Here is a 25,827-nt window from a genome sequence, read left to right as displayed (position 1 = left end):
GTTTAGAAGTCCGCGTCCCATTCAACCCGCATCACGCCTGCTTCCAGGTCGACGTCGAGCACACATTGCGCCGTGTAGGGCAACAAACGCTCGCGATCATCCAGGCTGCCAGCGCAGGGCTTGACCACCATTACATCGTTCGCACCGGTCTCCAACAGGTGATCGACCTTGCCGAACAGTTGTTCGTCCTGGTTGATGACCTTCAGGCCCACCAACTGGTACCAGTAGTACTCGTCAGCAGCCAGGTTGGGCAAAAGGCTCCGCGGGATGCAGATTTCGTAACCGCTCAGAAGACGGGCTTCATCGCGATCATCGAGGCCTTTCAGCTTCACGACCAGGCCCTTCTGGGAGCCACGACCGTTGACCAGCTCGACCTGCTTTACCTTGCCTTCGTGCCGAAGCGTCCAGCGCGGATAATCCAACAGGTTTTCAATCGGATCGGTAAAGGAATACACCTTCACCTCGCCGCGAACGCCGTGAACCGAAAAAATCTTGCCAACGACGATGAGGTCGTCAGCCTTTTCTGGCGTCGCGTTCATACTACTCAGGCAGCAGCCTTGGCAGCGTCCTTCAGCAGCTGAGCAACGCGCTCAGACGGCTGTGCACCCTGGCTCAGCCAGTAGTTGACGCGCTCTTGGTTGACCGACAGCTTGACTTCGGCGCCAGCAGCGATCGGGTTGAAGAAACCTACGCGCTCAACGAAACGGCCGTCACGGGCGTTACGCGAGTTGGTCACGGTCAGGTGGTAGAAAGGGCGCTTTTTCGAGCCGCCACGGGCCAGACGAATGGTTACCATGTGAACATCGTTCCTATAGTCGGTGCTGCAGTTGATACAGCAGCTGGTACTGCAAATCTGAATGCCAAATAGGCACACGGGTGCCCAAAAGGCCGCATATTCTCGGGGAATACACGGACATTTGCAAATGACTTTTTCGGCAAGGCCCTGCCCTACCGTCCAGATCTGCCGGTTGAGCCGCGAAATCCGCGGCCGTTGCCCCGCCACAGCGGGGGTTCTGGGCGCCTGCCGGACAAACGGCATGCACCCGGAATAGGGTTTACAGCTTCGGCATGCCGCCACCTGGCAGCATCCCGCCCAGGCCGCGCATCATCTTGGCCATGCCGCCCTTGGCGGAGAATTTCTTCATCATCTTCTGCATTTGCTTGTGCTGCTTGATCAAGCGGCCGACGTCCTGCACCTGAGTGCCGGAGCCAATGGCGATTCGGCGCTTGCGCGAGCCGCTGATCAACTCAGGATCACGGCGCTCGGCCGGCGTCATGGAGTTGATGATCGCTTCCATCTGCTTGAACTGCTTCTCGGCCGCGCCCTGGGCGTTGCCCATCTGCGACAGGTTGACCCCACCGATGCTCGGCAGCTTGTCCATCAGGCCGCCGAGGCCGCCCATGTTCTTCATCTGCTGCAGCTGGTCACGGAAGTCTTCGAGATCGAAGCCCTTGCCCTTCTTCAGCTTCTTGGCCAGCTTGTCGGCCTTGGCCTTGTCGATGTTCTGTTCGGCCTGTTCGATCAGGCTGAGCACGTCCCCCATGCCGAGAATGCGCGAGGCGACGCGGTCGGGGTGGAACGGTTCGAGGGCTTCGGTCTTCTCGCCCATACCGATGAACTTGATCGGTTTGCCGGTGATGGCTCGTACCGACAGCGCGGCACCGCCACGAGCGTCACCATCGACCTTGGTCAGCACCACGCCGGTCAGCGGCAGCGCCTCGCCAAACGCCTTGGCGGTGTTGGCGGCGTCCTGGCCGGTCATGGCATCGACCACGAACAGGGTCTCGATCGGCTTGACCGCGGCGTGCAGCGCCTTGATCTCGTCCATCATGTCGGCGTCGATGTGCAGACGGCCGGCGGTATCGACGATGACCACGTCGATGAACTTCAGCTTGGCTTCGCGGATGGCCGCTTCGGCGATGGCCACCGGCTTCTGGCTGATGTCGGACGGGAAGAAGGTGACGCCGATGTCGTTGGCGAGGGTTTCCAGCTGCTTGATCGCCGCCGGACGGTAGACGTCAGCGGACACCACCATCACGCTCTTCTTCTTGCGCTCCTTGAGGAAGCGCGCCAGCTTGCCGGCGGTGGTGGTCTTACCGGCACCCTGCAGACCAGCCATCAACACTACGGCGGGCGGGGCGGCGTTCAGCGCGAGGTCTTCGTTGGCCGCACCCATCAGGCTTTCCAGCTCGGCCTGGACGATCTTCACGAACGCCTGGCCCGGGGTCAGGCTGCGCGACACTTCGGTGCCGACTGCACGGTCCTTGACGCTGTTGACGAAATCCTTGACCACCGGCAGGGCAACGTCGGCCTCGAGCAGGGCCATGCGCACTTCGCGCAGCGTGTCCTTGATGTTGTCTTCGGTCAGCTTGGCCTTGCCGGTGACATGGCGCAGCGTCTGTGACAGGCGGTCGGTCAGGTTTTCGAACATGGTGATCCTTTCAGGCCGAGTAAAAGCCGAGGTTTGTCAGGCGCCCAGGGGGAATGCATACCCGCCGGGCACAGCAAGGCGGCGATTATAGCGAAGTGCGACGGCGGCGCACACCTTGGCGGCGGTATGGTAGATAATCGGTGGCTGCGCCGGCCTCTTCGCGGGTGAACCCGCTCCCACAGGGTCTGCACCACATTCGAAACCGGCGCCGTACCTGTAGGAGCGGGTTCACTCGCGAATGCCGCACCGCGGTCTGCCAGTCTTCCTAGACCAGCGCGATCTATGCCAAACTCCGTCTCTTTAAGGCTCGCCAACCAGGACTTATGTTCTCCTCACCCAGCCTCATCCCCAACCTGATCGCCGCCGGCCTATATATAGCTGCGGCCATCTACCAGGGCTCTTACCTTGCCCAGAACCGCAAGGCCGACAAGCGCCTGCTTGCCCTGCTGGGTGCCTTGGCGGTACTCGCCCAGGCCGGTGCGCTGTTCTTCCAGCTGATCACACCTCTGGGCCTGAGCCTGGACTTCTTCAGTGCCGCCAGCCTGATCGCCGTGGCGGTCATCGCCCTGACTCTGCTGGCCTGCTTGCGCATACCTGTAGAAAACCTGCTGGTGCTGCTGTTCCCGCTGGGCGCGGTGACTGCGCTGCTGGCCCAGTTCGCGCCCCCCGGCACGGTGCCGCTGGTCAACGAAGAACCGGGTATCCTTGCGCATATCCTGCTGTCGATCCTGGCCTACGGGCTGTTCACCATCGCGGTGTTCCAGGCGCTACTGCTGCTGCTACAGGACCGCCAGTTGAAGAACAAGCATCCGTCCGGGCTGATCCGCAATTTCCCGCCGCTGCAAACCATGGAAAGCCTGCTGTTCGGCTTCCTCTGGGCCGGCTGGTGCCTGCTGTCGCTGTCGCTGATCTCTGGCTGGCTGTTCCTGGACAACCTGTTCGCCCAGCACCTGGCACACAAGACCCTGCTGGCCTGTGTCGCCTGGGTAGTGTTCAGCGTACTGTTGTGGGGCCGCACCCGCCTGGGCTGGCGTGGCCACAAGGCCATCCGCTGGACGCTGGCCGGTTTCTGCCTGCTGATGCTGGCCTATTTCGGCAGCAAGCTGGTTCGCGAATTTATCCTGCATATCTGACGGCCGCCCATGGATACCCTGCCGTACGCACCGCTATTCGGCACCCTGGCACTGGCGCTGTTGTGGTCGGCGCTGTTCACCGCGGTGGATGCCGCCCGCCTGCAACTCAATGGCGCGCTGCGCGCCGGCGAGGATGGCCAGCCCGTGCTGCCAGCCCAGGCCCTGGTGCTGTGCGCCAGCCTGGGCAAACTGCTGGTGCTGGGCCTGGCTTGCCTGGTCGGCCAGCGCCATAGTGGCGAGCAGGGCTTCTGGCTGGCCGGGTTGGCCGCCACCCTCACCTTGCTGGTGTTTGCCGAATACCTGCCGCGGCGTCTGGCCCGGCGCAACCCGCAGGCATTCGTCAGCCTCGGCGCCAGCCTGCTGAAAGTCCCCCTCGCCCTGCTGCAACCGCTGGCCTGCCTGCTGGATGGCGTTGCCAAGCTGATATTGCGTCCGTTCCGTGCGCAAGCCACGGCCGTGGCACTGCACCCGCAGGAAGCCGATGACTTCGACGAGGACGAGGAACACGAAGCGCCGCGCCACGGCATACTGGACGGCCTGCAGTCACTGGACAAGATGACCGTCAACGACATCCTGGTACCGCGTAACGAAGTGGACGGCATCAGCCTCGACGAGCCGATCGAGCGCATCATCGAACAACTGATCGTCAGCCGCCACACCCGCCTGCCGGTGTACCACAGCGACATCAACCAGGTTGAAGCAATCCTCAACACCAAGCTGATCAGCCACCTGTTGCCCAAGGCCGAGCTGACCCTGGAGGCGCTGCTCGGCGCCTGCTACGAGCCCTATTTCGTGCCGGAGAGCACGCCCCTGCAAATGCAGCTGCTGAACTTCCACAAGCAGCAGCGCCGCCTGGGCGTAGTGGTGGACGAGTACGGCGAAGTGCTGGGCATCGTCACCCTGGAAGACATCCTCGAAGAGATCGTTGGCGAGTTCGAGGATGAACACAGCCTGGACAACCCCCACGTGCACCCGCAGCCCGATGGCACCTTCGTCATCGACGGCACCGCTTCGCTGCGCGAGATCAACCGCAGCCTGGGCTGGCACCTGCCCTGCGACGGCGGGCCGAAAACCCTCAACGGGCTGGTCACCGAAGCGCTGGAAAGCATCCCGGAAAGCGCCGTTTGCCTGAAGATCGGCCGCTATCGCCTGGAAATCCTCGAAACAGAGGACAATTGTGCCAGCAAGGTACTGGTGTGGACCGTGACCCGATAGCTATACTCGGGTCACGCTTACCCAGCCCCGCCGTCCCGCCTGCTACCCGCACCCGGCGCCCCACGGCCAGTCCGCTCCACTGACACGCCCTGCGGCCCTGTTTCAACACCCCGAACAGTGCCCGCCTCCGCCCCTACCCCCCTTGGGCTATCGTCAGTCGGGCGCACACAAAAACAAAACGCTCCGGCGCCCGCGCCACCGTGCCTGCCCTTTTGCATTGCACGCCGCGAGGCTGACCCCATGGAGCCGGACCAGACTGTCAGGGACCTATTCAATGACAACCAGCAGCACCTATGCCGAAGCGCCTGCCGCACCGGTCAACTCGCCCGCGCGGGTAGCCACCGCCAGCTTCATCGGTACCGCCATCGAGTTCTACGATTTCTACGTCTATGCCACTGCCGCCGCCCTGGTGATCGGCCCGGTGTTCTTCCCGTCCGGGTCGGGTACCGCGCAGATGCTGGCGGCCTTCCTCACCTTCGGTATCGCCTTCCTGGCGCGCCCGCTGGGCTCGGCACTGTTCGGCCACTTTGGCGACCGTATCGGCCGCAAGTCGACCCTGGTCGCCTCGCTGCTGCTGATGGGCGTGTCCACCACAGCCATCGGCGTGCTGCCGGGCTATGACAGCATTGGTGTATGGGCACCGATCATCCTCTGCCTGCTGCGCTTTGGCCAAGGCCTGGGCCTGGGTGGCGAATGGGGTGGCGCGGCCTTGCTGGCCACCGAGAACGCGCCGGAAGGCAAGCGCGCCTGGTTCGGCATGTTCCCGCAACTGGGCCCTTCGATCGGTTTCCTGGCCGCCAACGGCCTGTTCCTGACCCTGGCCCTGGTGCTCAGCGACGAGCAGTTCCGCGAATGGGGCTGGCGCATTCCATTCCTGCTCAGCGCCGCGCTGGTACTGGTGGGCCTGTATGTACGCCTGAAGCTTGAAGAAAGCCCGGTATTCGCCAAGGCTGTCGCGCGCCACGAGCGGGTGAAAATGCCGGTGGTCGACCTGTTTTCCAGATACTGGCTGCCGACCCTGCTGGGCGCAGCAGCGATGGTGGTGTGCTACGCACTGTTCTATATCTCCACGGTGTTCTCGCTGAGCTATGGCGTGACCACACTGGGTTACAGCCGCGAGACGTTCCTTGGCCTGCTGTGCTTTGCGGTGGTGTTCATGGCCCTGGCCACACCACTGTCGGCCTGGCTCAGCGACCGCTACGGGCGCAAACCGGTGCTGATCGTCGGCGGCCTGCTGGCGGTGGCCTCGGGCTTTACCATGGAGCCGCTGCTGACTTCGGGGTCGACCGCAGGCGTGGCGCTGTTCCTGGCCATCGAGCTGTTCCTGATGGGCGTGACTTTTGCGCCGATGGGGGCACTGCTGCCTGAACTGTTCCCGACCCACGTGCGTTATACCGGCGCTTCGGCGGCGTATAACCTGGGCGGCATCGTCGGCGCCTCAGCGGCACCGTTCTTTGCCCAGAAGCTGGTGAGCATGGGTGGGTTGAGCTGGGTGGGGGGTTATGTGTCGGTGGCGGCGGTGATCAGCTTGATTGCCGTGCTGTGCCTGAAAGAGACCCGCAATACCGAACTTTGAACAGTTGGGGGCGCCCTGCGCCCCATTCGCAGCACAAGGCTGCTCCTACAGGGGGATGCGTTGCCCTTGTAGGAGCAGCCTTGTGCTGCGAATGGGCTGCAACGCAGCCCCAATCGGATCAGAACTCGACCTTGACCGCCTGCGCAGCACGGGTCGCCTTGGCACGCGCCAGTTCGACCGACTCGTCACGCGCCAGGCACACGCCCATGCGGCGGGTACCGTTGATTTCCGGCTTGCCGAACAGGCGAATGGCGGTATCCGGCTCGCTCAGCGCCGCACCCAGGTTGGCAAAGCTGGTCTGCTGCGACTGCCCCTCAGGCAAGATCACCGCCGAAGCCGAAGGGCCGAACTGGCGCACTGCCGGAATCGGCAGGCCGAGAATGGCGCGGGCATGCAGGGCAAACTGCGACAGGTCCTGGGAGATCAGGGTCACCAGGCCGGTGTCATGCGGGCGTGGCGAGACTTCGCTGAACCACACCTGGTCGCCCTTCACGAACAGTTCCACGCCAAACAGGCCACGACCGCCCAGGGCATCGGTGACCGCCTTGGCCACCCGCTGCGACTCGGCCAGCGCCTTCGGGCTCATGGCCTGCGGCTGCCACGACTCCTGGTAGTCACCCTTCTCCTGACGATGGCCGACTGGCTCAAGGAAGGTAGTACCGCCGACGTGGCGCACGGTCAGCAGGGTAATTTCGTATTCGAAGTCGATGAAGCCCTCGACGATGACCCGGCCTTTGCCGGCGCGGCCGCCTTCCTGGGCGTAGTCCCACGACTTCTGCAGGTCGGCATCGCTGCGCAACAGGCTCTGGCCCTTGCCCGACGAGCTCATTACCGGTTTGACCACGCATGGGTAGCCGACATCGGCCACGGCCTTGGCGTAGTCTTCGTAGGTGTCAGCGAAGTGGTACGGCGAGGTTGGCAGGTCCAGCTCTTCGGCGGCCAGGCGGCGGATGCCTTCACGGTTCATGGTGAGCTGGGTGGCGCGGGCGGTCGGCACCACGTTGAAACCTTCGTTTTCCAGCTCGACCAAGGTGGCGGTGGCGATGGCTTCGATTTCAGGGACGATGTAGTGCGGCTTCTCGGCCTCGATCACCGCGCGCAGGGCCACGCCATCGAGCATGTTGACCACGTGGCTGCGGTGCGCCACCTGCATTGCCGGGGCATTGGCGTAGCGATCGACGGCGATCACTTCGACGCCCAGGCGCTGCAGCTCGATCACCACTTCCTTGCCCAGCTCGCCACAGCCGCAGAGCAGTACACGTGTCGCGGTGGGCGACAAGGGGGTTCCGATACGGGTCATTTCAGGTCCTCGAGGCGTCCGGGGCCGCACCAGGCTTGGCGCCGCCCGCTGAAAAAGGACCGCTATTCTACACCATCAACCCGTCACGGCGGCCCGCCGGGCGCGAAATGCCATGGCCAGCCACACGGCGGTGACACCGGCGAATTTCGAGGCCATGGCGGTGCCGATCACGGCTGGGGTCAGGGCGCCGATCATGCCGAAGAAGATGAAGGTGTCCACCGGGATGCTCAGTGCCGAGCTCAGCCACAGGCGGTCGCGCAGCGGTCGGCGGGTAACGCTGAACACCAGCCAGTCGATCAGTTCGGAAATGAAGAACGCGGTAGCGCTGGCCAGGGCGATGGCTGGCTCCGAGGTGACATAGGACAGCACCAGCGCCACCAACATGGCGACCAGGGCGCCATGGCCGAAGCGAGTCTGCACCATGTCGCGCAGGATGAACACCAGGCCACCCCAGGCGGACCAGATGATGTCCAGGTGTGGTGCGCTGGAGAAGGCGTAGTTGATCAGCACTACGCTGCTGATGTAGGCAATCAGATAGAACATTGGCGGGTGGTCTGTGGGCAAGCCGCACAGATTACCGCTGGCTTGTTCGCGGGTAAACCCGCAGGCACCGACCTCAAGCCATGCACAGGACATGTAGGAGCAGCCTTACGCCGCGAAGAGGCCATATCTGCGAACGATCACCTTTTGCCTTGCTGGCCTCTTCGCAGCACAAGGCTGCTCCTACAGGGGGGCGCGTCAGCCTACAGGATGAGGCCGGCCTCCACGGCCCTTTCATGGCAACGCTTGAGCACAGCCCGGCGCTCGTCGTTGTCCATCCGCCCCCAGCGGCTGATTTCCGCCACGGTTCGCTGGCAACCGGTGCAGATATCCTGCTCGTCCAGTGCACAGATGCTCACGCACGGCGAGGCCACCGGCCGCTCTACGACATCACTCATCGTCAACCACCAACTCCCGTGCATAACGCTGGGCATTGTGCATGTAATGCGCGGCACTGGCTTCGAGCATGCGCTTCTGCTGTTCAGTCAGCTCACGCACCACCTTGCCCGGCGAGCCCATTACCAGCGAGCCGTCGGGAATCTCCTTACCTTCTGCAATCAACGCATTGGCGCCAATGATGCAGTGCTTGCCGATGCGCGCACCATTGAGGATCACCGCATTGATACCAACCAGGCTGTAGTCGCCCACCGTGCAGCCATGCAGCATGGCGTTGTGACCAACGGTCACGCCCTTGCCCAAGGTCAGCGGCGAGCCCATGTCTGTGTGCATCACCGTACCATCCTGCACGTTGCTGCCCTCGCCAATGTCGATCAGCTCGTTGTCCCCGCGCAGCACCGCGCCAAACCATACGCTGGCATTGGCCTGCAGGCGCACCTTGCCGATCAGCGTGGCGTTGGGTGCGGCCCAACTGGTAGGGTGGCTCTCGACCCGCAGGTCGCCCAGGCGGTATTTCATGCTTGCTCCTCAGGCTGCAAACGCAGACGACGGGTTGGCCCCGCTCAGTTTTCGATGTAACGCTCAGGGGGCTGGTGCAGGCTGATGCCGGCATCGAACAGCAGATTGACCAGTTCGACGATCATGATCGCCGACAAACCCCAGATCTTGTATTCGCCATAGCGATAGCTGGGCACATACCAGCTGCGCCCCTGGTAATCGATACGGTGGGTATGGTCGCGCGGGTCCTGGCGGAAGAACTCCAGCGGCACGGTGAATACTGCCGCGATCTCGGCATCATTGGCGCGGTATTCGACAAAATCGGGGATAAGCCCGACGAATGGCGTCACTTTCAGGCCATGGAGGGAAATCAGCGGACTGAGCGGGCCGATCACTTCGACCAGGCCTGGTGGCAGGCCGATTTCTTCCTCGGCTTCACGTAGCGCGGTGAACACCAGGTCCGGGTCTTCGGGGTCGCGGCGGCCACCGGGAAAGGCCACTTCGCCTCCGTGGGTGGACAGGCCCTTGGCGCGCAGGGTCAGGACCAGCTCGGGTGCTTCGCTGCGGGTAATGGGCAAAAGGACCGCCGCTTCGGGGAACCGTCGGTCGGTTTCCAGTGATGCGGGTTGGTGGTTGCTCATTCGGCGAAGTAGCTCGTCCAGCATTGCGCACGCTCGTATCCAAGGCCTGCCTTGCATGATGCACCAAAGGCGCGATGCACCCAAGCCCCGCGCGCTTGCGGCGGCCCGGCCGGCGCGCCAAGATAGCCCGAAGCAAAAGGAACGACACATGAAATTCTGCAGCGCGTGCGGCCAGCCGGTCACTCAGCGGATCCCCGAGGGCGACAGCCGCCTGCGGTATGTCTGCGAGTGTTGCCAGACCATCCACTACCAGAACCCCAACATCGTCGCCGGCGTGTTGCCGACTTGGGGTAGCCAGGTGCTGCTGTGCCGGCGCGCCATCGAGCCACGCCGTGGCTTCTGGACCCTGCCTGCCGGTTTCATGGAAAACGGCGAAACGCTCGACCAAGCGGCCCGTCGCGAAACCGTCGAGGAGGCCTGCGCCCGGGTCGGCAGCATGAACCTGTACCAGCTGTTCGATCTGCCACACATCAACCAGGTGCACGTGTTCTTCCGCGCCGAGCTGGCAGACCTCGATTTCGCTGTCGGTGTCGAAAGCCTGGAGGTGCGGCTGTTCGAAGAACATGAGATACCTTGGGGCGAGCTGGCTTTCCGCACCGTCACTCGCACACTAGAATGCTACTATCGCGACCGCATCGGGCAGCACTACCCCATAGGCCATGAATACCTGCCGCCGATGAACGTCTCGACCACTACCTAGAAGCCTTCAGGGATACCGTTACATGCGCTGGTTGTTCGCCCTTTTCTGCCTTTGCGTTACCTCGGTGTCCCAGGCGGCCTTCACCGAGACCATCATTCGCAAGCCCCAGCCGGTGGCACAAACCCCGTCTCCTTCGCAGCAGGCCATGCAACCGCTGATCGACAAGGTGCTGGTGATCAAGTCCGAGCGCCGCCTGCAGTTGATCAGCCGTGGCGAACCGCTGAAGACCTACCGCATCTCGCTGGGCAAGCAGCCCAAGGGCGCCAAGGAGCGCGAGGGCGACAAGAAAACCCCCGAGGGCCTGTACTGGCTGGACTGGCGCAAGCAGAGCGACCGCTTCAACCTGGCCATACATATCAACTACCCGAATATCGCCGATTCCGCCCGTGCCACCCGTGAAGGGGTGAGCGCCGGCAGCATGATCATGATTCATGGCACACCGATCAACGACGAGTACCCGGAGTGGTACTTCCATACCCTGGACTGGACCGATGGCTGCATTGCCATGCGTAACCGTGACATGCAGGAAGTATGGGACCTGGTGCGGGATGGGACGTTGATCGAGATCCGGCCTTGAGGTTTGTCGGAGCATTTCCGGCGCCTGCACGATCGAGCGCCGCCCGCGCGGCGCTTCGCGGGACAAGCCCGCTCCCACATTTGTTGCAACGTGCCGAACCTGTCAGGCCATGGTTGCCGGCCTTGGTGGGTTGACTGGATTTCTGAGTTGGCATTGCTGCCGCATCACCTGTCTCAAGCCATGCACCCAGGCTGACAACGCCTCTCCCACAGGCATGGCCACATTTGTTGCAACGTGCCGAACCTGTCAGGCCATGGTTGCCAGCCTTGGTGGGTTGACTGGATTTCTGAGTTGGCATTGCTGCCGCATCACCTGTCTCAAGCCATGCACCCAGGCTGACAACGCCTCTCCCACAGGCATGGCCACATTTGTTGCAACGTGCCGAACCTGTCAGGCCATGGTTGCCAGCCTTGGTGGGTTGACTGGATTTCTGAGTTGGCATTGCTGCCGCATCACCTGTCTCAAGCCATGCACCCAGGCTGACAACGCCTCTCCCACAGGCATGGCCACATTTGTTGCAACGTGCCGAACCTGTCAGGCCATGGTTGCCAGCCTTGGTGGGTTGACTGGATTTCTGAGTTGGCATTGCTGCCGCATCACCTGTCTCAAGCCATGCACCCAGGCTGACAACGCCTCTCCCACAGGCATGGCCACGTTGCAACAAATGTGGGAGCGGGCTTGTCCCGCGAAGCGCCGCGCGGGCGGCGCTCGATTTGCGCCCCCACTCAAGACTCAAGCCGATCACCTCCCAGCCTCCATGCAATCTCCACGCATTTCCCCTTACCAGCGCAAGTCTCGCTGCCCGGCCAACGCCTGCGGCCCAAGCCACTGCGCCCCGCGCAGCAAGGGTGTCAGCGCCGCCTCCGGCTGCAACTCGAACACTACCTGCGCCCGGCGCCCTGGCAGGTCGGCATCCACGGCCAGTTGATGCTGCCCCTGCTGCACCAACTGCCCGCGCAGGCCCCAGCCGTTTTGGCAGTCCATCTCCAGCCAGCCCTGCCCCAGGCCGAGCGACCAGGGCTCGCTCAGGGCAAGGTCGGTTACCGTTATGCGACCTTCGCTGGCATGGCATTGGCGCCCTGCCCCCTGAATTCGCAATGCCCCCTGCCACTGACCCGCCAGGCGGTAATCCGTCGGAACGGTCGCCTGGGCGCCCACCGCAGAGGCGTCGAGCCGCCAGCGCCAAGGCCAGCCTTCGGCACGCAACTGCCAAGCCTGGCCCTGAAAGCCCAGCTGCGCACTCGCCTGCAAGCGCCAAGGCTGTACCGCCCAGTGCAAAGGCCCGACCGGGCCCAACTGTTGGGCCTGGCCTTGCCAGAGACTGCCACTGGCATCACGCACTGGCAGGCCGAACGCACGCACCACCCAACAGGCCGGAAGCTCAACCACTACCGACAGCACGAATACCAGTACAACCCACCCCATTCCCTTGCGGCTCATGGCTGCACCACCAGGTCGAAGCGCATGCCCTTGGCATCCTGCTCCAGCCCCCATTGCAGTAGCTGTACACCTTCTGCACGCAGACTTTGCAACCAGCCTTGCAGCACGCGCTCGTCGGCTACCTGCCCATGCAGTTGCCAGGTCTTGCCCTGCGCATCGACCTCGGCCAGTTCGATCTGCCGCGCCTGGGCCGACTGGCGTAGCCGCTCCAGGTTCAACCCCGGGCCGCGCTGCAGGCTGGCAGCCTGTTCGGCCAGCCCGCGCCACTGGCTGAGCTCGCGCCATTGCGCAAGGCCTGCGCGCAGGGCAAGGAAGGCCAGCAACAAAGCAATCAGTGCCCAGGCAAACTTCAGACGATGACGCTGTAGCCAGTCCCGGTTCATGAGGCTGCTCCGAGGTCAAACACCACTTGGCCATCTTGCACCTGGACGGAGGCCCCGGCAGCTGTAGCCATGTCGCTCCATGGCGGCGCACTGCCCTCGCCCTCCAGCCGCAGGTGCCAGCGCTGGCCATCGAAGCGCACCGCTTGCAGGCGCCAGCCGGGGTGGTCACGCAGCCAGGCCTGCAACGCCGCCTGCAGGTCTTCGAGCTGGCGCGTGCGCAGGTGCTGTTGCAGCTCACTTTCGCGCAGGCGCTTGAGGGCCTGCGCAGCAGGCCGGGGGCTGGCCTGCTCACCAACCACAGCAGTGACCTGGCTGCGCCAGAGTTGCGCCTGGCGCCACTGTTGGCTCAACCATAACCCGCCCCAGACGGCAGCCAGTACCAGGCAGGTAGCGAACAGCCGTTGCTGCGGCCGGGAAACCACCGGCAGCGAGCGCACCTTGCGGGTACGCTCGAACAGGCCGGGCAATGTATCGAGCGGTACCAACGTACTGGGCCAGTCGCCACTCAGCGCGACCTTTTGCAGCCCCGCCCACGGTTGCCGTGGTACTTCGCCCAGTGCATCCGGCCAGGCCAGCCAGTGCTCCTGCGCGCCTTCGGCCAGACTTTTGTACAGGGACATGCCCGGTGTGCGCTGCCATTGCCAGGCACGGCCAGCCTCGGGGGGAGGCAGCAACTGCAGCTCCGCCCAGCAACGCGCCACCTGCAACCCCCATTCGGCACACTGCCCGCGCCAGTCGTCCAGTTGCTGGCGGGCCACCACCAATAACCGAAGATGACCGGGGTCGCGACCCAGGCAGGCGCATGTCACTTCATCGGGGGCCTGCAGCAAGCGGTCTTCGAGCAACAGCGGCCACTCTTCACGCTTGAGCCCAGGCGGTGCCGGCACACGGAAATGGCTGCAGGCCTCGGCAGGCAGGACCAACGCCACACGGGCCTGCAGGTTCCCCGGGGGCTCGCCCTGCCCTTGGCGTTGCACAAGGCCGCCCTCGGCCAGCGCCCAGTGCCAGACAACGCCCGGTCGCAGCAACAGCCACGACTGGGCCGGGGTGCGCCGCCCCCATTCAAACTTCATGAGCGCCCCCACGGGAGGGCGAAGGTGCAAACATAGGGTGCTCCGTCACGCTGCAGTTCCAGACGCACGCCACGACCGGGGTGCGCAGGTTGGTCGGAAGGCCAGGCCAGCCAGCGGCCGCCCTGGTAATAAAGAACATTCATGGCGCTGACCCGGTCGAGCCGGTCGCGCTGGACCCAGCGTGGAGCGGCGGCGGCGTAGAGGTCGGCCGAGGTTTCCAGCAGCAGGCGCTGCTCGCGGGCCTCGAAGCGCAGGCGCTGGCGCTGCAGGCGCGAGCCGCCTTCGGCTTCCGGCATGCCGGTCATGGCGACCCAGAGCAACTGCTTGCTTGCCGGTTGCCAGTCCAGCCAGCGGCTGGCCAGGGGCAGGCGCTGGTCGTAGACACGGCGCATTACCGGGCTGTCGAAGCGACGCTCCAGGGCCAGACAGAAGTCCAGCACCGAAGTTTCCTGGGTGGTGACCTGCAGGCGTTCGCGGACCTTGAGCCAGCTGTTGACCAGGGCAGCGAGCATGATGCCGAGCACAGCGGTAAGGGCCAGGGCGACCATCAGCTCGATCAAGGTCAGGCCGGCCTGGCGGTGCTTCGTCGTCAGGATACCGGGCTGACGGGTATACGCCGCCCCTGTGGGAGCGGGTTCACCCGCGAACACCGGCGAAGCCGGTGCCATACACCGCGGTGCCTGCTTCGCGGGTAAACCGGCTCCCACAGGGACCGCACAAGCTTCAGGATTTCTGTAACTCATGGCCGCTCCAGGAACACGGTGTACTGGCCTAGCGGCAGGCGCTGGTCGCGGTCGGCGAACAACAGCAGCTCGCCACGACGCAGGTCGCGTACGCCGGTACGGCGCAGTTGCATTTGCCAGTGGCAGCGCTGGCCGCCCTGGCTCAGTTCACCGCCAACCTGGTGTGCAGCTGGCCAGTACTGCTCGACGGCAAAGCGGGTTTGCAGTTCGCGCGCGCACAGCAGGCCAAGGCGGTGTTGCTGCAGGTTGTCCTGCACCGCCAGGCGCTGGCGCAGGACCTGGCTGGTGATCACCGCCAGCACCGCGGCGATGGCCAAGGCCACGGTCACTTCCAGCAGGGTGAAACCACGCTGACGGCGCTTCATGGGGCAACCACCACCTGCAAGCGGCCATCGCGGCTCCATGCCCATTGTTGGCTGCCATCGGCCCAGCGCCAGCGCACGTTACCCGGTTGCGCCCAGCCATGCGGGGTGAACAGCAGGCGCGGCTGCGGGCTGGCCGGCCAGTCCGGGCGCAGGCCCTTGGGCCAGTCGCCCAGGGCGACCGCTACAATCACCCAGCCATTACCCTCGCGCCGGACGAACTCCGGGCGCTGGCCATTCCAGCGCAACCCGCGCAGTTGCCCGGCATGCCGGGCCAGCGCGGCCTGCGCCCGGGTCTCTGTCGCCAGCCGTTGCAGGGCCTGGTCGACACTGGCCTGGCTGTTGCCGAGCCCGGCCACCGCCAGCCCGGTCATAAGACCGGCGATGGCCAGAACCACCAGCAGCTCGATCAGGCTGAAGCCCCGCTGACGGCGCACCCTTTACAGCTCCCAGTTACCCAGGTCGGCATCCTGGCCTTCGCCGCCCGGCAGGCCATCGGCGCCCAGCGAGTAAATGTCGACCCGGCCATGCTCACCGGGCATACGGTACTGGTACGGGGTGCCCCAAGGGTCTTCCGGCAGACGGCGCACGTAGCCGTCACTGCGCCAGGCCCGTGGCAGCGGCTCATGGGCAGGCTTTTTCACCAGCGCGGCCAGGCCCTGCTCGCTACTGGGGAACCGCAGGTTGTCCAGACGATACATGTCCAGCGCCTGCTCCAGGGTTGCCAGGTCGGCCATCACCTTCTGCTTCATGGCCTTGTCCTGGTTGCCCAGCACGCTGGGCGCGACCACGGCAATCAGCAGACCGATGATGAAGATGACCACCATGATTTCCATGAGGGTGAAGCCGCGCTGGCGGTTACGTCGATGCTGCATGGCAGTACTCCTTGTCGTCACAGTTGCAGGCCCTGGTTGAGTTGCATGATCGGTAGCAGCACCGCCAGCACGATGAACAGCACCACGGCGCCCATCACCAGGATCATCAGGGGTTCGAACAGCGCCATGGCGGTATCGACCTGGCGGGCAAAACCGCGCTCCTGGTCATCCGCCACGCGCTCGAGCATGTCGGCCAGGGTGCCGCTGGCTTCGCCGCTGCCCACCATGTTCACCAGCAGCGGCGGGAATTGCTGGCTGGCATCCAGCGCGCGATGCAGGCTGGTGCCGCCCTGCACCTGCTGGCGCACCTGCTCCATGGCCAGGCGGATACGCCGGTTGCCGACGGTTTCGGTGGCCACTTGCAGGGCTTCGAGCAGGACCACGCCGCTGCCGCAGAGAATCGCCAGGCTGCGTGCCAGGCGCGCGCTTTCCAGTACCTGCAGCAGGCTGCCGATGTGTGGCAGGCGTAGCAGCAACTGGTCGCGGCGCAGGCACCAGTGTGGCTTGCGCAGCAACCAGCCGCCAAGCACGCCGAGCAACAGGGCCAGCCCCGACAGCCAGGGCCCGGCCTGCACCAGCCCTTGGCTCAGGCCGATCAACAGCGATGTGATGAACGGCAGGCTCTGCCCGGCGTGGGCGAATTGTTCGGTGAGCCTGGGTACGACGAAGGTCATCAGGCCGACTACCACGGCAAATGACACCCCCACCAATACAGTGGGGTAGATCAGCGCGGTACGAGCCTTGTGCTGTTGTCGTTGTACCTGCTCCAGGTGGTCGGCGAGACGGGTCAACACCTGGGCCAGGCGACCGGAGCGCTCCCCGGCCTCGACCAGCGCGCAGTACAGGCCAGCAAACGGTGCCCCCTGACGCGCCAGACTGCGGGCCAGGCCCAGGCCTTCAGCCAGCGAACCGCGCAAGGCCACCAGCACACTGTGCAGGGCGGGCTGGCGTAATTGCCGCTCCAAGGTAGCCAGGGCATCGACCAAAGGGATGCCTGCACCGGTCAAGGTAGCCAGCTGACGAGTCAGCTCGCACAGCTGGGCGCGACTCAGGCGCTGGCGCCGGGGTTGCCGGGTGCCAGCCTCAAGGCGCTGCAACCGGCGGGCGAACAGCCCCTGCTCACGCAACAACTGACGAGCATGACGTTCGCTGTCGGCCTGCAAGCTGGCCTTGCGGGTCTTGCCGGCGAGGTCGACGGCCTGGTAGCGATAGGTCGGCACGGCTCAGCCCTGCACCACGCGCAAGACTTCGGCCAGGCTGGTCTCGCCACGAGCCAGGCAGTCGCTGGCCATCGCCACCAGGCTCTGCCGGCGTTCGGCCAGGTAGTCCTGCATGGCCAGTTCACTGGCGCCGTCGTACAGCAGGCCGATCAGCCCGGCGTCCAGTTCGATGAATTCATACAGGCCCAGCCGCCCGACATAACCGCAGCCCTGGCACTGTTCACAGCCCACCGCGTGGTGGCTGCTGCCAAGAGTCGCCAACTCGGGCCACAGGTCACGTTCCGCCGGCTGCAGCGGGCGCGCCACGGCGCAACTGCACAAGCGCCGCACCAGGCGCTGGGCCAGTACGCCGCGCAGGCACGAGGCGATCAGGAACGGTTCGATGCCCATGTCGCGCAGGCGGGTCACCGCGCCCACCGCACTGTTGGTGTGCAGTGTGGACAACACCAGGTGGCCGGTGAGGCTTGCCTGCACGGCGATCTGCGCGGTCTCCTGGTCGCGGATTTCGCCAAGCATGATCACGTCCGGGTCCTGGCGCAGGATGGCGCGCAGGCCGCTGGCGAAGGTCAGCCCGGCACGCGGGTTGATGGCAGTCTGGCCGATGCCGGCGATTGCGTATTCCACCGGGTCCTCGACGGTGAGGATATTGCGGCTGCCGTCGTTGAGGCTGTTGAGGCTGGCGTACAACGTAGTGGTCTTGCCCGAACCGGTCGGCCCCGTGGACAGCACGATGCCGTTGGGCCGCGCCAGGCAACTGCGCAGGCCCTGCAACACCGCTGCCGGCATGCCCAGGTTGCCCAGCGCCAGCAGGCTGGCCTGCTTGTCGAGCACGCGCATCACCACCCGCTCGCCGTGGATGCCGGGCAGGGTCGAGACCCGCACATCCACTTCACGCCCCGCCGCACGCAGGGTGATACGGCCATCCTGGGGCTGGCGCTTTTCAGCGATGTCCAGGCGCGCCATGACCTTGATCCGCGACACCAGCATGGCCGACAGCGCACGCGGTGGGCGCAACACTTCGCGCAGGTGACCATCGACCCGCAGGCGCACCACCAGGCTCTGCTCGAAGGTTTCTATATGAATGTCCGAGGCGTGCAGGCGCAAGGCCTGGCCGAACAGGCCGTTGATCAGGCGGATCACCGGGGCCTCGTCGTCGCTTTCCAGCAGGTCCTCGATGCGTGGCATTTCGCTCATCAGGCTGTCCAGGTCGACCTGGTCGCCGATGCCTTCGATCAGCGCAGCGGTGGCAGCATCGCCGGCCTGGTACAGCTGGCCGAGGCGTTCATCGAACAGCGCAGGTTCCAGGTATTCGAGCAGGCTGGGCTGGCCGTGCACGCGCAGCAGCTCCTGTAACTGAGCGCTGTCGGCGTCGTGCCGCAGCCATAGCTGCCAGCCCTGCTCCGCCGGGGCCATGGCCACCCCGCTCTGCCGTGCCTGACGATAAGGCAGCATCACCAGTTACCGCCTTCCAGCCGTGCGCGGCTGGAGGGGAATACTTGCAGCAGCGGCGTAGCGCTTTGCGCATCAGCCAGGTCAGGCAATTGCAGCGGCGTGGTCTGCTGCAAGGTGCGGTACTTGCCTTCACTGAGCCCGGCCAGGCTCGGTCCGTCACGCAGGATGCGCGGGCGGATGAACACCATCAGGTTCTGCTTGGTGTTCTTGGTGGCGTCGGAGCGGAACAGCCGGCCCAGATAAGGGATATCGCCAAGCAGCGGCACGCGCTGGTCGCTGGTGCTCAGTTCGTCACTGATCAGGCCGCCGAGAATCACCAGGCCGTTGTCCTCGACCATAACCTTGGTCTTGATCTCGCGCTTGTTGGTGATCACGTCGCTGGCAGCCGTAGACTCGGCAATCGACGACACCTCCTGGACGATGTCCAGGCGCACGCTGTTGTCGATGTTGATCTGCGGCTTGATGCGCAGCTTCACCCCGACCTCCTTGCGCTCGATGGTCTGGTACGGGTTGGCGTTGTTCTGCGTCACCGAACCGGTGACGAAGGGCACTTCCTGGCCGACCAGGATCGACGCCTCGGCGTTGTCCAGAGTCAGCAGGGTGGGCGTGGACAGCAGGTTGAAGCCGCTCTTGCCTTTCAGCGCGTTGACCAGCATGGCGAAGTTGAAACCACCGCCGAAATGGCCGATACCCGCCATGGCGCCAGTGGTACTGGACAACAGGTCGCTGAGGGCCTCGTTGTCACCACTGGCGGCGGCCCCGGCGATGTTGGCGATGTTCACCCCGTTGCTGCCGAAATTGACGATGCCGGCACCGAACTTCTCGTCAGCGAACAGCCACTGCACGCCCAGTTCCTGGGCGCTGCTGTCGGACACCTCGGCGATGATCGCTTCCACCACTACCTGAGCACGGCGGATGTCCAACTGCTCGACGATGGCACGGTAGGCGGCCAGCTCGCTGTCGGGGCCGACCATGACCACGGCGTTGGTGCCTTCTTCGTATTCCAGGCGGATGCCCGAACCTCCGCCGGCAGGTACTACGGGCCTGTCCTTGCCCTCTCCTTCGCCCGCACCTTCCGAGGGCACCATCCCCTCCTGGCTGAGCCCGCGCAACACCTTGACCACTTCGCCCGCATTGGCATGGCGCAGGTAGATGACCTGGGTACTGCCGCTGCCGGGTGCGTCCTGGGGGCGGTCGAGCTGGCGCAGCAAGCTGGCGATGCGTTCCAGGTTGCTGCGCCAGTCGGTAACGACCAACTGGTGCGCCGCCGGGTAAGGTGTGATCACACCGACCCGTTGGTCGATCAGGGGCTTGAGAATGCCCAGTACCTGCTCGCTGGCGGCGTTGCGCACATTGAATACCCGAGTAGCCACGCTGTCGCTGCCCTCCCCCTGCTGCCCTCCTGCCTCCACCGGCACAGGCTCCAGGCGAGCGGCCTGGTCGGGAACGATCTTCACGCTGCCGTTAGGCAGGTCGACAGTGGCATAGCCCTGGGCGCGCAACTGGGCCAGAAAAATGTCGTAGATGGCATCGGCGTCATGCAGGTCAACGGTGCGCACGGTGACCTTGCCCTTGACCCGGGGGTCGACGATGAAGGTGGTGCCAGTGATGCGCGACACGCTGTCGATGAACTCGCCCAGTTCGGTGTCGACGAAGTTCACCTCGTACATTGGCGTGCCGTTGTCATCGAACACCGGCTCTTCAGCACAGGCCACGGACAGGGCCAGGCTCAGTACGGCCGCCACGCAATATCTAACAAGCATCGTTCATCCTTGCCGCTTGAGGCCGGTCACGGCGGGGCGTGGCGGCCAGGGCAGGCGCTCACGCCGCCCCTGGTTGTTGAAAATCAGGCCATCGCTATCGATGTCCTGCAGCACGATCCCTGGCGCCAGGTGCTGACCGCGGGCCAAAGTGCGCACCTGCTCGCCATAGCGCAGCACTACCACGCTGGAGGCCAGCGGCCGGGCCTTGAGGCCGCCGAGGTATTGCAGCGGCAGGCGGGTGATGGCGATGGCATCGTCGTCGACGGGTACCAGCCAATGGCCGACCATCAAGCCAGGCAGCGGCTTGTTGGCCGCTACGGGCGCAGTGGCCGGTTGCGGCTGGCGGCTCAGTTGCAGCACGCACTGGGCCGCCAGCCAGCCGGCCAGGGTCAGGCCAGCGCCAGTCAGCAGGCGCGAGGCGAGCGTCACGAGGCCAACTGCCTTGGGTGCCAGCCCGGGTGCCCCTGCACGTAGTGCACTTCAGGCAGTTGCAGCGGCGCCAGTTGCCAGTCGGTCGCCTGGCGGGCGAGCCAGGCTTCGACCCGTTGCCACAGCGGCTCTCCGGTCTGGGTTTCGAATTGCAGGCCAAACGTGCGGCAAAGCCCCTGCGCTGGCTCGAGGCCACTGATGCGCTTGCCTTGCGGGCTGTAGCTGACACGCCAGGCCTGGCCCTGCCAGCGCGGCAGGTCCTGGCTGTTGTCCAGCAGCAGCGGGTCGCCAAACAATTGCTCCGCAGCGTTTTCCAGCACTTGCTCGACCTGTCGGGCCGGTGCTTCGACCACCGGTGCCGGGTAGCCACCGGTGAGGCTGATCAGGTGTTCGCGGGTAATGGCCGCCCCGGCGGGCAGCGGGTAGTCATAACGCAGGCCCGGCAGCAACACCGGCATGCGGCTGTCGTCGGCCAGGGCCTGATGCAGCAGACGGTCCCAACTGCCGCCTCGGGTGTCGCGGCGCCACAGCGCCTGGGGCGCGCGGGCCAGCGGTTGATCGAGCCAGGCCGCGTGGCCGGCGCGCTGCTGGCGCAGTTCTGCCTGCAATGCCCCGACACGCTGCTGCGCGGCGGGTGCCAGCTGTTGTTCGAAGGCCGGGAAGAAACGCCCGGCGAACTGCCACAGCCCCGCCACGCGCTGGCAGCGCAGGCGGAAGGCGCCGCAGCCCCGGCAACCGGCGAACAGCACCGGTACACGGCGGCCGCTGGCCTGGCTCACCTCGACCGGCGCCGGCCACAGGTCCTGGCCGCGGGCGCACAGCAACACGTCGATCTGCGGCATCCGCTCGGCCAGCCACAGGCCCGGCCCGGTACCGACATCGGCCATGGCCACCACCAGGTCGGCCTCGCGTCGGGCCTGTTCGAACACCGGCTGCAATGACTGGTACCACTGTTTGAGAGAGGCTTTCTGGTCCTGGGCGTAGGGGTCGGTCACGCCGACCACGGCAATACGTGCGCCGCCGCGTTCGAAGATGTGCAAGGCCTCCAGGCCCAAAGCCTGGCGTTGCGTGTCCGCCAGCCCGGCGCCCAGGGTGACGGCACCTGCCTGGCGATACAGCGCCGGGCTGCGCTGTGGCCACAGCACGCGCTCGTCGCTGCTGACCCGTGCTTCGATGCCCAGCAGCTGACTGCCCTGCAGGCCGCTTTCGCCCTGGGTCAGGTAGGCCAGGCCGCTGCCATTCCAGCCCTGACCGTTTTCCAGGGTCAGGCTGTTGCCCGCCCCAGCCTCGCCACGCAATTGCTCCAGCAACGCCGCCAGCACCGCATAGCCGCCCAGCTGCGCAGATGCAGCCTGACTGGCATCGAGCAGTGGCGCCAGTTGCGGGTAGGCGATACTGGCGCTGCTGCCGGTCATCCATGGAGCGCGGCCCAGGTGGCTGACCGGCCCCAGACGGGTGGCCGGCACAACGGCCTGTCCAGGCTGGCGAGCATCGAGGGTGTCGGCCACGTACAGCAGGTCGAGGCGCGCGTTACCGCCTTGCTGCCCAGGGAAGGCGGAGCAGGCGCCGAGTAACGGTGCCAAGGCACCGACACCCATCCAGCCAATCACTTCGCGCCTGTGCACACTGCTTGCCATCGAACCTGCCATCCTTTTCCGTGTTCATTCAGGGCCCCGGATGTTGCGGCGTTGGCATTACAGTTTGATGGCAGAAATCCGACAATCATTCCAAATTGATCTGTACAGCATGCTTCTAAGAGCGGGTTGTTTTAAAACCCCCTTAACATTTCTGCCAATGAATCATCATATTTGCGCACTAAAGTCGCGGTTTCCTCTAACTCAGCCAACATAAGGACACCCTGATGAGTCGAGATACCGGCGACAACCTGGACCGGAACCAAAGCGGCAACCTGCCGATGGCCAACGTCATGGATGCCTATCTGAGCCGCCGCAGTGTGATACGCGGCAGCCTGGGCGCCGCCATCGCCATGATTGCCGGTACCGGCCTGACAGGCTGCTTCGACGGTGGTGGCTCCGATCACGATGATCCAGTGACCGAGCCACCCGTGACTGAGCCCGAAGTGCCGAAACTGGCACTAGGCTTCCAATCCATCCCGGGCTCGCGCACCGACGCCTGCGTGGTTGCCACCGGCTACAGCGCCTACGTGCTGGCGCCCTGGGGTACGCCGATCAACAGCAACGGCAACCCGTGGAAGTCCGACGGCAGCAACACCTCGACCGACCAGGCCAACGCCATGGGCATGCACCATGACGGCATGCACTTCTTCCCCATCAACGGCAGCTCCGAAGACGGCCTGCTGGCGATCAACTTCGAGTACATCGACACCGCCGCCCTGCACCCGGCCGGCCCGACCACCGATGTCAACGGCAAGCGCCCGGCCGAGGAAGTGCGCAAGGAAATCAACGCCCACGGCGCCGGTGTGGTGCGCCTGCAGAAACTCAACGGTCGCTGGCAGGTGGTCGACAACGACCCGCTCAACCGCCGCTTCACTACCGCCTCGCGCATGGAAATCACCGGCCCGCTGCGGGGTACCGACCACGTCAAGACCAAGTACTCCACCGCCGGCACCCACTGCCGCGGCACCAACAACAACTGCGGCAACGGCTATACCCCATGGGGCACCTACCTGACCTGTGAGGAGAACTGGCCAGGCATCTTCGTCAACAAAGGCACCCGCCCTGAAGACCAGCGCCGCATTGGCGTAGGTACCTCCAGCGGCCAGTACAAGTGGGAAACCGCAGCCGGCGACAGCAGCGAAGTGGCCGACGAATTCGCCCGTTTCGATGTCACTGTCAAAGGCGCCAGCGCCACCGACGACTATCGCAACGAAGCCAGCACCTACGGCTACATCGTCGAAATCGACCCATACAACAGCAGCACCCTGGCCACCAAGCGCACCGCGCTGGGCCGCTTCCGCCACGAAGGCTGCTGCCCGGGCCTGCCCGTCGTCGGCAAGCCGCTGGTGTGGTACATGGGTGACGACTCGAACAACGAGTACCTGTACAAGTGGGTGTCCACCGCCGTGTGGGACGCCGCCGATGCCAACCCCGCCGACCGCCTGGCCACCGGCGCCAAGTACCTCGACCAGGGCAAGCTGTACGTGGCCCGCTTCAATGCCGACGGCACTGGCGTATGGCTGCTGCTGGACGTGGCCACCGCCACCACTGGCGGCAGCACCCTGGGCGCACTGTATGGCGACCTGCCAGGCATCATCCTCAACACCCGTGGTGCTGGCGATGCCGTGGGCGCAACGCCGATGGACCGCCCGGAATGGACCACGGTCAACCCGCTCAACGGCGACGTGTACCTGACCCTGACCAACAACAGCGCGCGCACGCCAGAAAAGGTCGATGCAGCCAACCCGCGCGGCCCGAACCGTCACGGCCACATCATCCGCTGGCACGACAGCGACGACCAGCTGAGCTTCACATGGGACATTTTCGTGTTCGGCGCCAACGCTGCCGGCACCGCCGATATCAACCGCTCCGGCCTGACCGAACTGAACCAGTTCGCCAGCCCGGACGGCATGAGTTTCGATAGCCGTGGCGTGCTGTGGTTCGAGACAGACAACGGCGAGAGTACCGTGACCGACTACACCAACGACCAGCTGCTGGCGGTGATCCCCACCAACCTGGTGGATGCCAGCGGCAAGCAGGTGCCGGTGAACGCGCAGAACCAGGTAGACCTGCGCCGCTTCTTCGTCGGGCCGAATGGCTGCGAGGTGACCGGCATTACCTTTACCCCGGACAACAAGACGCTGTTCGTCAACATCCAGCACCCGGACAATTGGCCGTATACCGACAAGGCCACCGATGCCACCCCGGCAGGTACCACGGTAAGGCCGCGGGCTGCGACGGTGGTGATTCAGCGTATCGATGGCGGGGAAATCGGGACTATCTGACATGGCGCCGGTCAGTCAGCCTTGTGCTGGCTGTACCGGCCTCTTCGCAGGTAAACCTGCTCCCACAGGTAGCGCACAGTTTTTGAACCCTGTGCAGTACCTGTGGGGTTTACCCGCGAATGGGCCGGTGAATATTACTGAACTATCGGCTCCCGGCTCCTGATCCGCACCTGCTGCGCCGGCACCCGGGCATGCCATTGCACCACCCCCAGCGCCTCCACCTGGAACTCGCTGCGTATCACCCGCCCCTCCTCCGCGAACGACAGCTGCAACAGGAAATCCCCACTGTTCAGCAGCAGCCCTTCGCTCAACCGCTCGAAGTTTTCATCGTCCACAGCCCCCAACGCCTGGCGCAATGCAGTTGCATCCACATACCCCGACGCCGGCCGGCCGCTGATAATGCGGCTGAGTAACGAGCGCGAATAACGCCCTTCATAAAGCGCCTCCAGCAATGGCAAATGCTCCAGCCCCAGGGCATTGGCATTCAGCCGCCAGCCGGTGGTCTGCGGCAAGGCGCACAGCATCGGGTAACGACCCTGCCGGTCGGCATCCGGCTCCAGCAACAGGTTCAGCTCGCTGGTATCGAGCATCGGCTGGTTGGCAGCCAGGCGCGGTGGTCGCTGGCGTAGGTACTGGGCGCTCTCGGCGCCCTGCAGGCGGGCATCACTGTCGGCATCAAGCCAGTCAGCCAGCGCATCGACCAGGCGCTCGGCAGCCATGTCGTCGCCCAGCAGGTAACGCAACTGGCGCGCAGCGCGCTCGCCATCAGCGCCGAGCAACGCGTTGACGTTGAAACAGGTGTGCAGGTCGCGCACCCGCAACTGCGCCTGGCCAGCGCCAAAATCATAGTTCAGCGGCTGCCCGCGCAAGGCCTGCCAGAACAGCGGGCTAAGCCGCCAGCTGGGGTCACGCAGGGCCTGCTCGGCATAGGCCAGGCCGGCCTGTTCCATCGCCCGCGCTTGCACCCGCTGGTGCAACAGGCGCACGTCTTCGACCTGGCGCCGGCCATCTTCCACCAGCCAGGCCATGCCCGCCGCCAGCATCGCCAGCACCACCATCACCATCAGCAGGGCCACGCCCCGCTGTTGCCTGCCACCCATCCTTGCCTGCCTCTATCGCCGAATAAAGACGCCAGTCAACACGCCAGGTGTTGCAGG

Annotated in this window: 27 protein-coding genes; 6 read left to right on the top strand and 21 right to left on the bottom strand. The window is 64.9% G+C overall.

Features of this window, described 5'->3' with window-relative positions; translation table 11 throughout:
• Positions 1 to 2: 2 nt before the first annotated feature.
• From rimM to ffh, 3 genes are all read right to left on the bottom strand, one after another.
• Entirely contained in the window at positions 3 to 539 is a 537-nt protein-coding gene (gene rimM / locus CAY82_RS19295; protein ID WP_013971190.1) for a ribosome maturation factor RimM, read from the bottom strand.
• Between the two features lie 5 nt (positions 540 to 544).
• Positions 545 to 796 (bottom strand): 30S ribosomal protein S16, encoded by a 252-nt coding sequence (rpsP, locus tag CAY82_RS19290; protein ID WP_003259424.1) that lies wholly within the window; start codon positions 794 to 796, stop codon positions 545 to 547.
• A 259-nt stretch (positions 797 to 1,055) separates the two neighbouring features.
• Complete coding sequence (ffh, locus tag CAY82_RS19285; protein WP_013971189.1) at positions 1,056 to 2,432, bottom strand: signal recognition particle protein; 1,377 nt, start codon at positions 2,430 to 2,432, stop codon at positions 1,056 to 1,058.
• 323 nt (positions 2,433 to 2,755) lie between these two features.
• On the opposite strand from ffh, the gene CAY82_RS19280 reads away from it, so the two are divergent.
• The 3 genes from CAY82_RS19280 to CAY82_RS19270 all read left to right on the top strand — a co-directional run bounded on the left by CAY82_RS19280 (position 2,756) and on the right by CAY82_RS19270 (position 6,356).
• The gene (locus CAY82_RS19280; RefSeq protein ID WP_087502636.1) at positions 2,756 to 3,565 is read left to right on the top strand and encodes an inner membrane protein YpjD; all 810 of its coding nucleotides are present in this window, start codon (positions 2,756 to 2,758) and stop codon (positions 3,563 to 3,565) included.
• Positions 3,566 to 3,574: 9 nt separating this feature from the next.
• A complete protein-coding gene (locus CAY82_RS19275) occupies positions 3,575 to 4,780 on the top strand; it encodes a transporter associated domain-containing protein (RefSeq protein WP_087502635.1) in 1,206 nt (401 codons plus the stop codon).
• Positions 4,781 to 5,054: 274 nt separating this feature from the next.
• Complete coding sequence (locus tag CAY82_RS19270; RefSeq protein WP_025337910.1) at positions 5,055 to 6,356, top strand: MFS transporter; 1,302 nt, start codon at positions 5,055 to 5,057, stop codon at positions 6,354 to 6,356.
• Positions 6,357 to 6,474: 118 nt separating this feature from the next.
• On the opposite strand, the gene purT is transcribed toward CAY82_RS19270, so the two are convergent.
• The 5 genes from purT to CAY82_RS19245 all read right to left on the bottom strand — a co-directional run bounded on the left by purT (position 6,475) and on the right by CAY82_RS19245 (position 9,755).
• Complete coding sequence (gene purT / locus CAY82_RS19265; RefSeq protein ID WP_063911450.1) at positions 6,475 to 7,656, bottom strand: formate-dependent phosphoribosylglycinamide formyltransferase; 1,182 nt, start codon at positions 7,654 to 7,656, stop codon at positions 6,475 to 6,477.
• A 75-nt stretch (positions 7,657 to 7,731) separates the two neighbouring features.
• Entirely contained in the window at positions 7,732 to 8,199 is a 468-nt protein-coding gene (locus tag CAY82_RS19260) for a VUT family protein (protein WP_087502634.1), read from the bottom strand.
• A 200-nt stretch (positions 8,200 to 8,399) separates the two neighbouring features.
• Positions 8,400 to 8,594, bottom strand: a complete 195-nt coding sequence (locus CAY82_RS19255) for a DUF1289 domain-containing protein (protein WP_087502633.1) — start codon at positions 8,592 to 8,594, stop codon at positions 8,400 to 8,402.
• The gene (locus CAY82_RS19250; protein WP_087502632.1) at positions 8,587 to 9,111 is read right to left on the bottom strand and encodes a gamma carbonic anhydrase family protein; all 525 of its coding nucleotides are present in this window, start codon (positions 9,109 to 9,111) and stop codon (positions 8,587 to 8,589) included. The genes CAY82_RS19255 and CAY82_RS19250 overlap by 8 nt, the downstream gene beginning before the upstream one ends.
• 44 nt (positions 9,112 to 9,155) lie before the next feature.
• Positions 9,156 to 9,755 carry a CoA pyrophosphatase gene (locus CAY82_RS19245; protein WP_003252125.1) on the bottom strand — a complete coding sequence of 200 codons (600 nt, stop codon included), beginning with the start codon at positions 9,753 to 9,755 and terminating at the stop codon, positions 9,156 to 9,158.
• Between the two features lie 124 nt (positions 9,756 to 9,879).
• Here CAY82_RS19245 and CAY82_RS19240 point away from each other — a divergent pair, with 124 nt between their 5' ends.
• Both CAY82_RS19240 and CAY82_RS19235 read left to right on the top strand, forming a co-directional pair.
• Positions 9,880 to 10,431 (top strand): NUDIX hydrolase, encoded by a 552-nt coding sequence (locus tag CAY82_RS19240; RefSeq protein ID WP_087502631.1) that lies wholly within the window; start codon positions 9,880 to 9,882, stop codon positions 10,429 to 10,431.
• A gap of 22 nt (positions 10,432 to 10,453) precedes the next feature.
• Positions 10,454 to 11,008 carry a murein L,D-transpeptidase family protein gene (locus CAY82_RS19235; RefSeq protein ID WP_087502630.1) on the top strand — a complete coding sequence of 185 codons (555 nt, stop codon included), beginning with the start codon at positions 10,454 to 10,456 and terminating at the stop codon, positions 11,006 to 11,008.
• 780 nt (positions 11,009 to 11,788) lie between these two features.
• Here CAY82_RS19235 and CAY82_RS19230 read toward each other — a convergent pair.
• From CAY82_RS19230 to CAY82_RS19170, 12 genes are all read right to left on the bottom strand, one after another.
• Complete coding sequence (locus CAY82_RS19230) at positions 11,789 to 12,448, bottom strand: general secretion pathway protein GspN (RefSeq protein WP_087502629.1); 660 nt, start codon at positions 12,446 to 12,448, stop codon at positions 11,789 to 11,791.
• Positions 12,445 to 12,831, bottom strand: coding sequence for a type II secretion system protein GspM (gene gspM, locus CAY82_RS19225; protein ID WP_087502628.1), 387 nt, complete (start codon positions 12,829 to 12,831; stop codon positions 12,445 to 12,447). Before gspM ends, CAY82_RS19230 begins: the two co-directional genes overlap by 4 nt.
• Positions 12,828 to 13,904, bottom strand: a complete 1,077-nt coding sequence (gspL, locus tag CAY82_RS19220; protein ID WP_087502627.1) for a type II secretion system protein GspL — start codon at positions 13,902 to 13,904, stop codon at positions 12,828 to 12,830. The genes gspM and gspL overlap by 4 nt, the downstream gene beginning before the upstream one ends.
• Complete coding sequence (locus CAY82_RS19215; protein WP_087502626.1) at positions 13,901 to 14,572, bottom strand: prepilin-type N-terminal cleavage/methylation domain-containing protein; 672 nt, start codon at positions 14,570 to 14,572, stop codon at positions 13,901 to 13,903. Before CAY82_RS19215 ends, gspL begins: the two co-directional genes overlap by 4 nt.
• A 71-nt stretch (positions 14,573 to 14,643) precedes the next feature.
• Positions 14,644 to 15,012, bottom strand: a complete 369-nt coding sequence (locus CAY82_RS19205; protein WP_087502625.1) for a type II secretion system protein GspI — start codon at positions 15,010 to 15,012, stop codon at positions 14,644 to 14,646.
• Positions 15,009 to 15,446, bottom strand: coding sequence for a type II secretion system minor pseudopilin GspH (gene gspH, locus CAY82_RS19200; protein ID WP_087502624.1), 438 nt, complete (start codon positions 15,444 to 15,446; stop codon positions 15,009 to 15,011). Before gspH ends, CAY82_RS19205 begins: the two co-directional genes overlap by 4 nt.
• Before the next feature lie 3 nt (positions 15,447 to 15,449).
• On the bottom strand, positions 15,450 to 15,884 hold the full coding sequence (gspG, locus tag CAY82_RS19195; protein ID WP_087502623.1) for a type II secretion system major pseudopilin GspG: 435 nt from the start codon (positions 15,882 to 15,884) through the stop codon (positions 15,450 to 15,452).
• A gap of 17 nt (positions 15,885 to 15,901) precedes the next feature.
• Positions 15,902 to 17,104, bottom strand: coding sequence for a type II secretion system inner membrane protein GspF (gene gspF / locus CAY82_RS19190; RefSeq protein WP_087502622.1), 1,203 nt, complete (start codon positions 17,102 to 17,104; stop codon positions 15,902 to 15,904).
• Positions 17,105 to 17,107: 3 nt separating this feature from the next.
• Positions 17,108 to 18,556: a GspE/PulE family protein gene (locus tag CAY82_RS19185; protein WP_087502621.1), complete on the bottom strand. Its 1,449-nt coding sequence runs from the start codon at positions 18,554 to 18,556 to the stop codon at positions 17,108 to 17,110.
• Positions 18,556 to 20,319, bottom strand: coding sequence for a type II secretion system secretin GspD (gene gspD, locus CAY82_RS19180; RefSeq protein ID WP_170931105.1), 1,764 nt, complete (start codon positions 20,317 to 20,319; stop codon positions 18,556 to 18,558). The genes CAY82_RS19185 and gspD overlap by 1 nt, the downstream gene beginning before the upstream one ends.
• A gap of 3 nt (positions 20,320 to 20,322) precedes the next feature.
• Positions 20,323 to 20,748: a pilus assembly protein PilZ gene (locus CAY82_RS19175; protein WP_087502619.1), complete on the bottom strand. Its 426-nt coding sequence runs from the start codon at positions 20,746 to 20,748 to the stop codon at positions 20,323 to 20,325.
• A complete protein-coding gene (locus tag CAY82_RS19170; protein ID WP_087502618.1) occupies positions 20,745 to 22,385 on the bottom strand; it encodes a lipoprotein UxpA in 1,641 nt (546 codons plus the stop codon). The genes CAY82_RS19175 and CAY82_RS19170 overlap by 4 nt, the downstream gene beginning before the upstream one ends.
• A gap of 224 nt (positions 22,386 to 22,609) precedes the next feature.
• Here CAY82_RS19170 and CAY82_RS19165 point away from each other — a divergent pair, with 224 nt between their 5' ends.
• Positions 22,610 to 24,670, top strand: coding sequence for a PhoX family phosphatase (locus tag CAY82_RS19165; RefSeq protein ID WP_087502617.1), 2,061 nt, complete (start codon positions 22,610 to 22,612; stop codon positions 24,668 to 24,670).
• A 134-nt stretch (positions 24,671 to 24,804) separates the two neighbouring features.
• Here the strand turns inward: CAY82_RS19165 and gspK are convergent, their stop codons facing one another.
• Positions 24,805 to 25,770: a type II secretion system minor pseudopilin GspK gene (gene gspK / locus CAY82_RS19160; RefSeq protein ID WP_087502616.1), complete on the bottom strand. Its 966-nt coding sequence runs from the start codon at positions 25,768 to 25,770 to the stop codon at positions 24,805 to 24,807.
• Positions 25,771 to 25,827: the final 57 nt, after the last annotated feature.

The organism is Pseudomonas sp. SID14000, assembly GCF_002165135.1.
Taxonomy (GTDB): Bacteria; Pseudomonadota; Gammaproteobacteria; order Pseudomonadales; family Pseudomonadaceae; genus Aquipseudomonas.
This window is presented reverse-complemented; position numbering and strand designations above follow the sequence as displayed.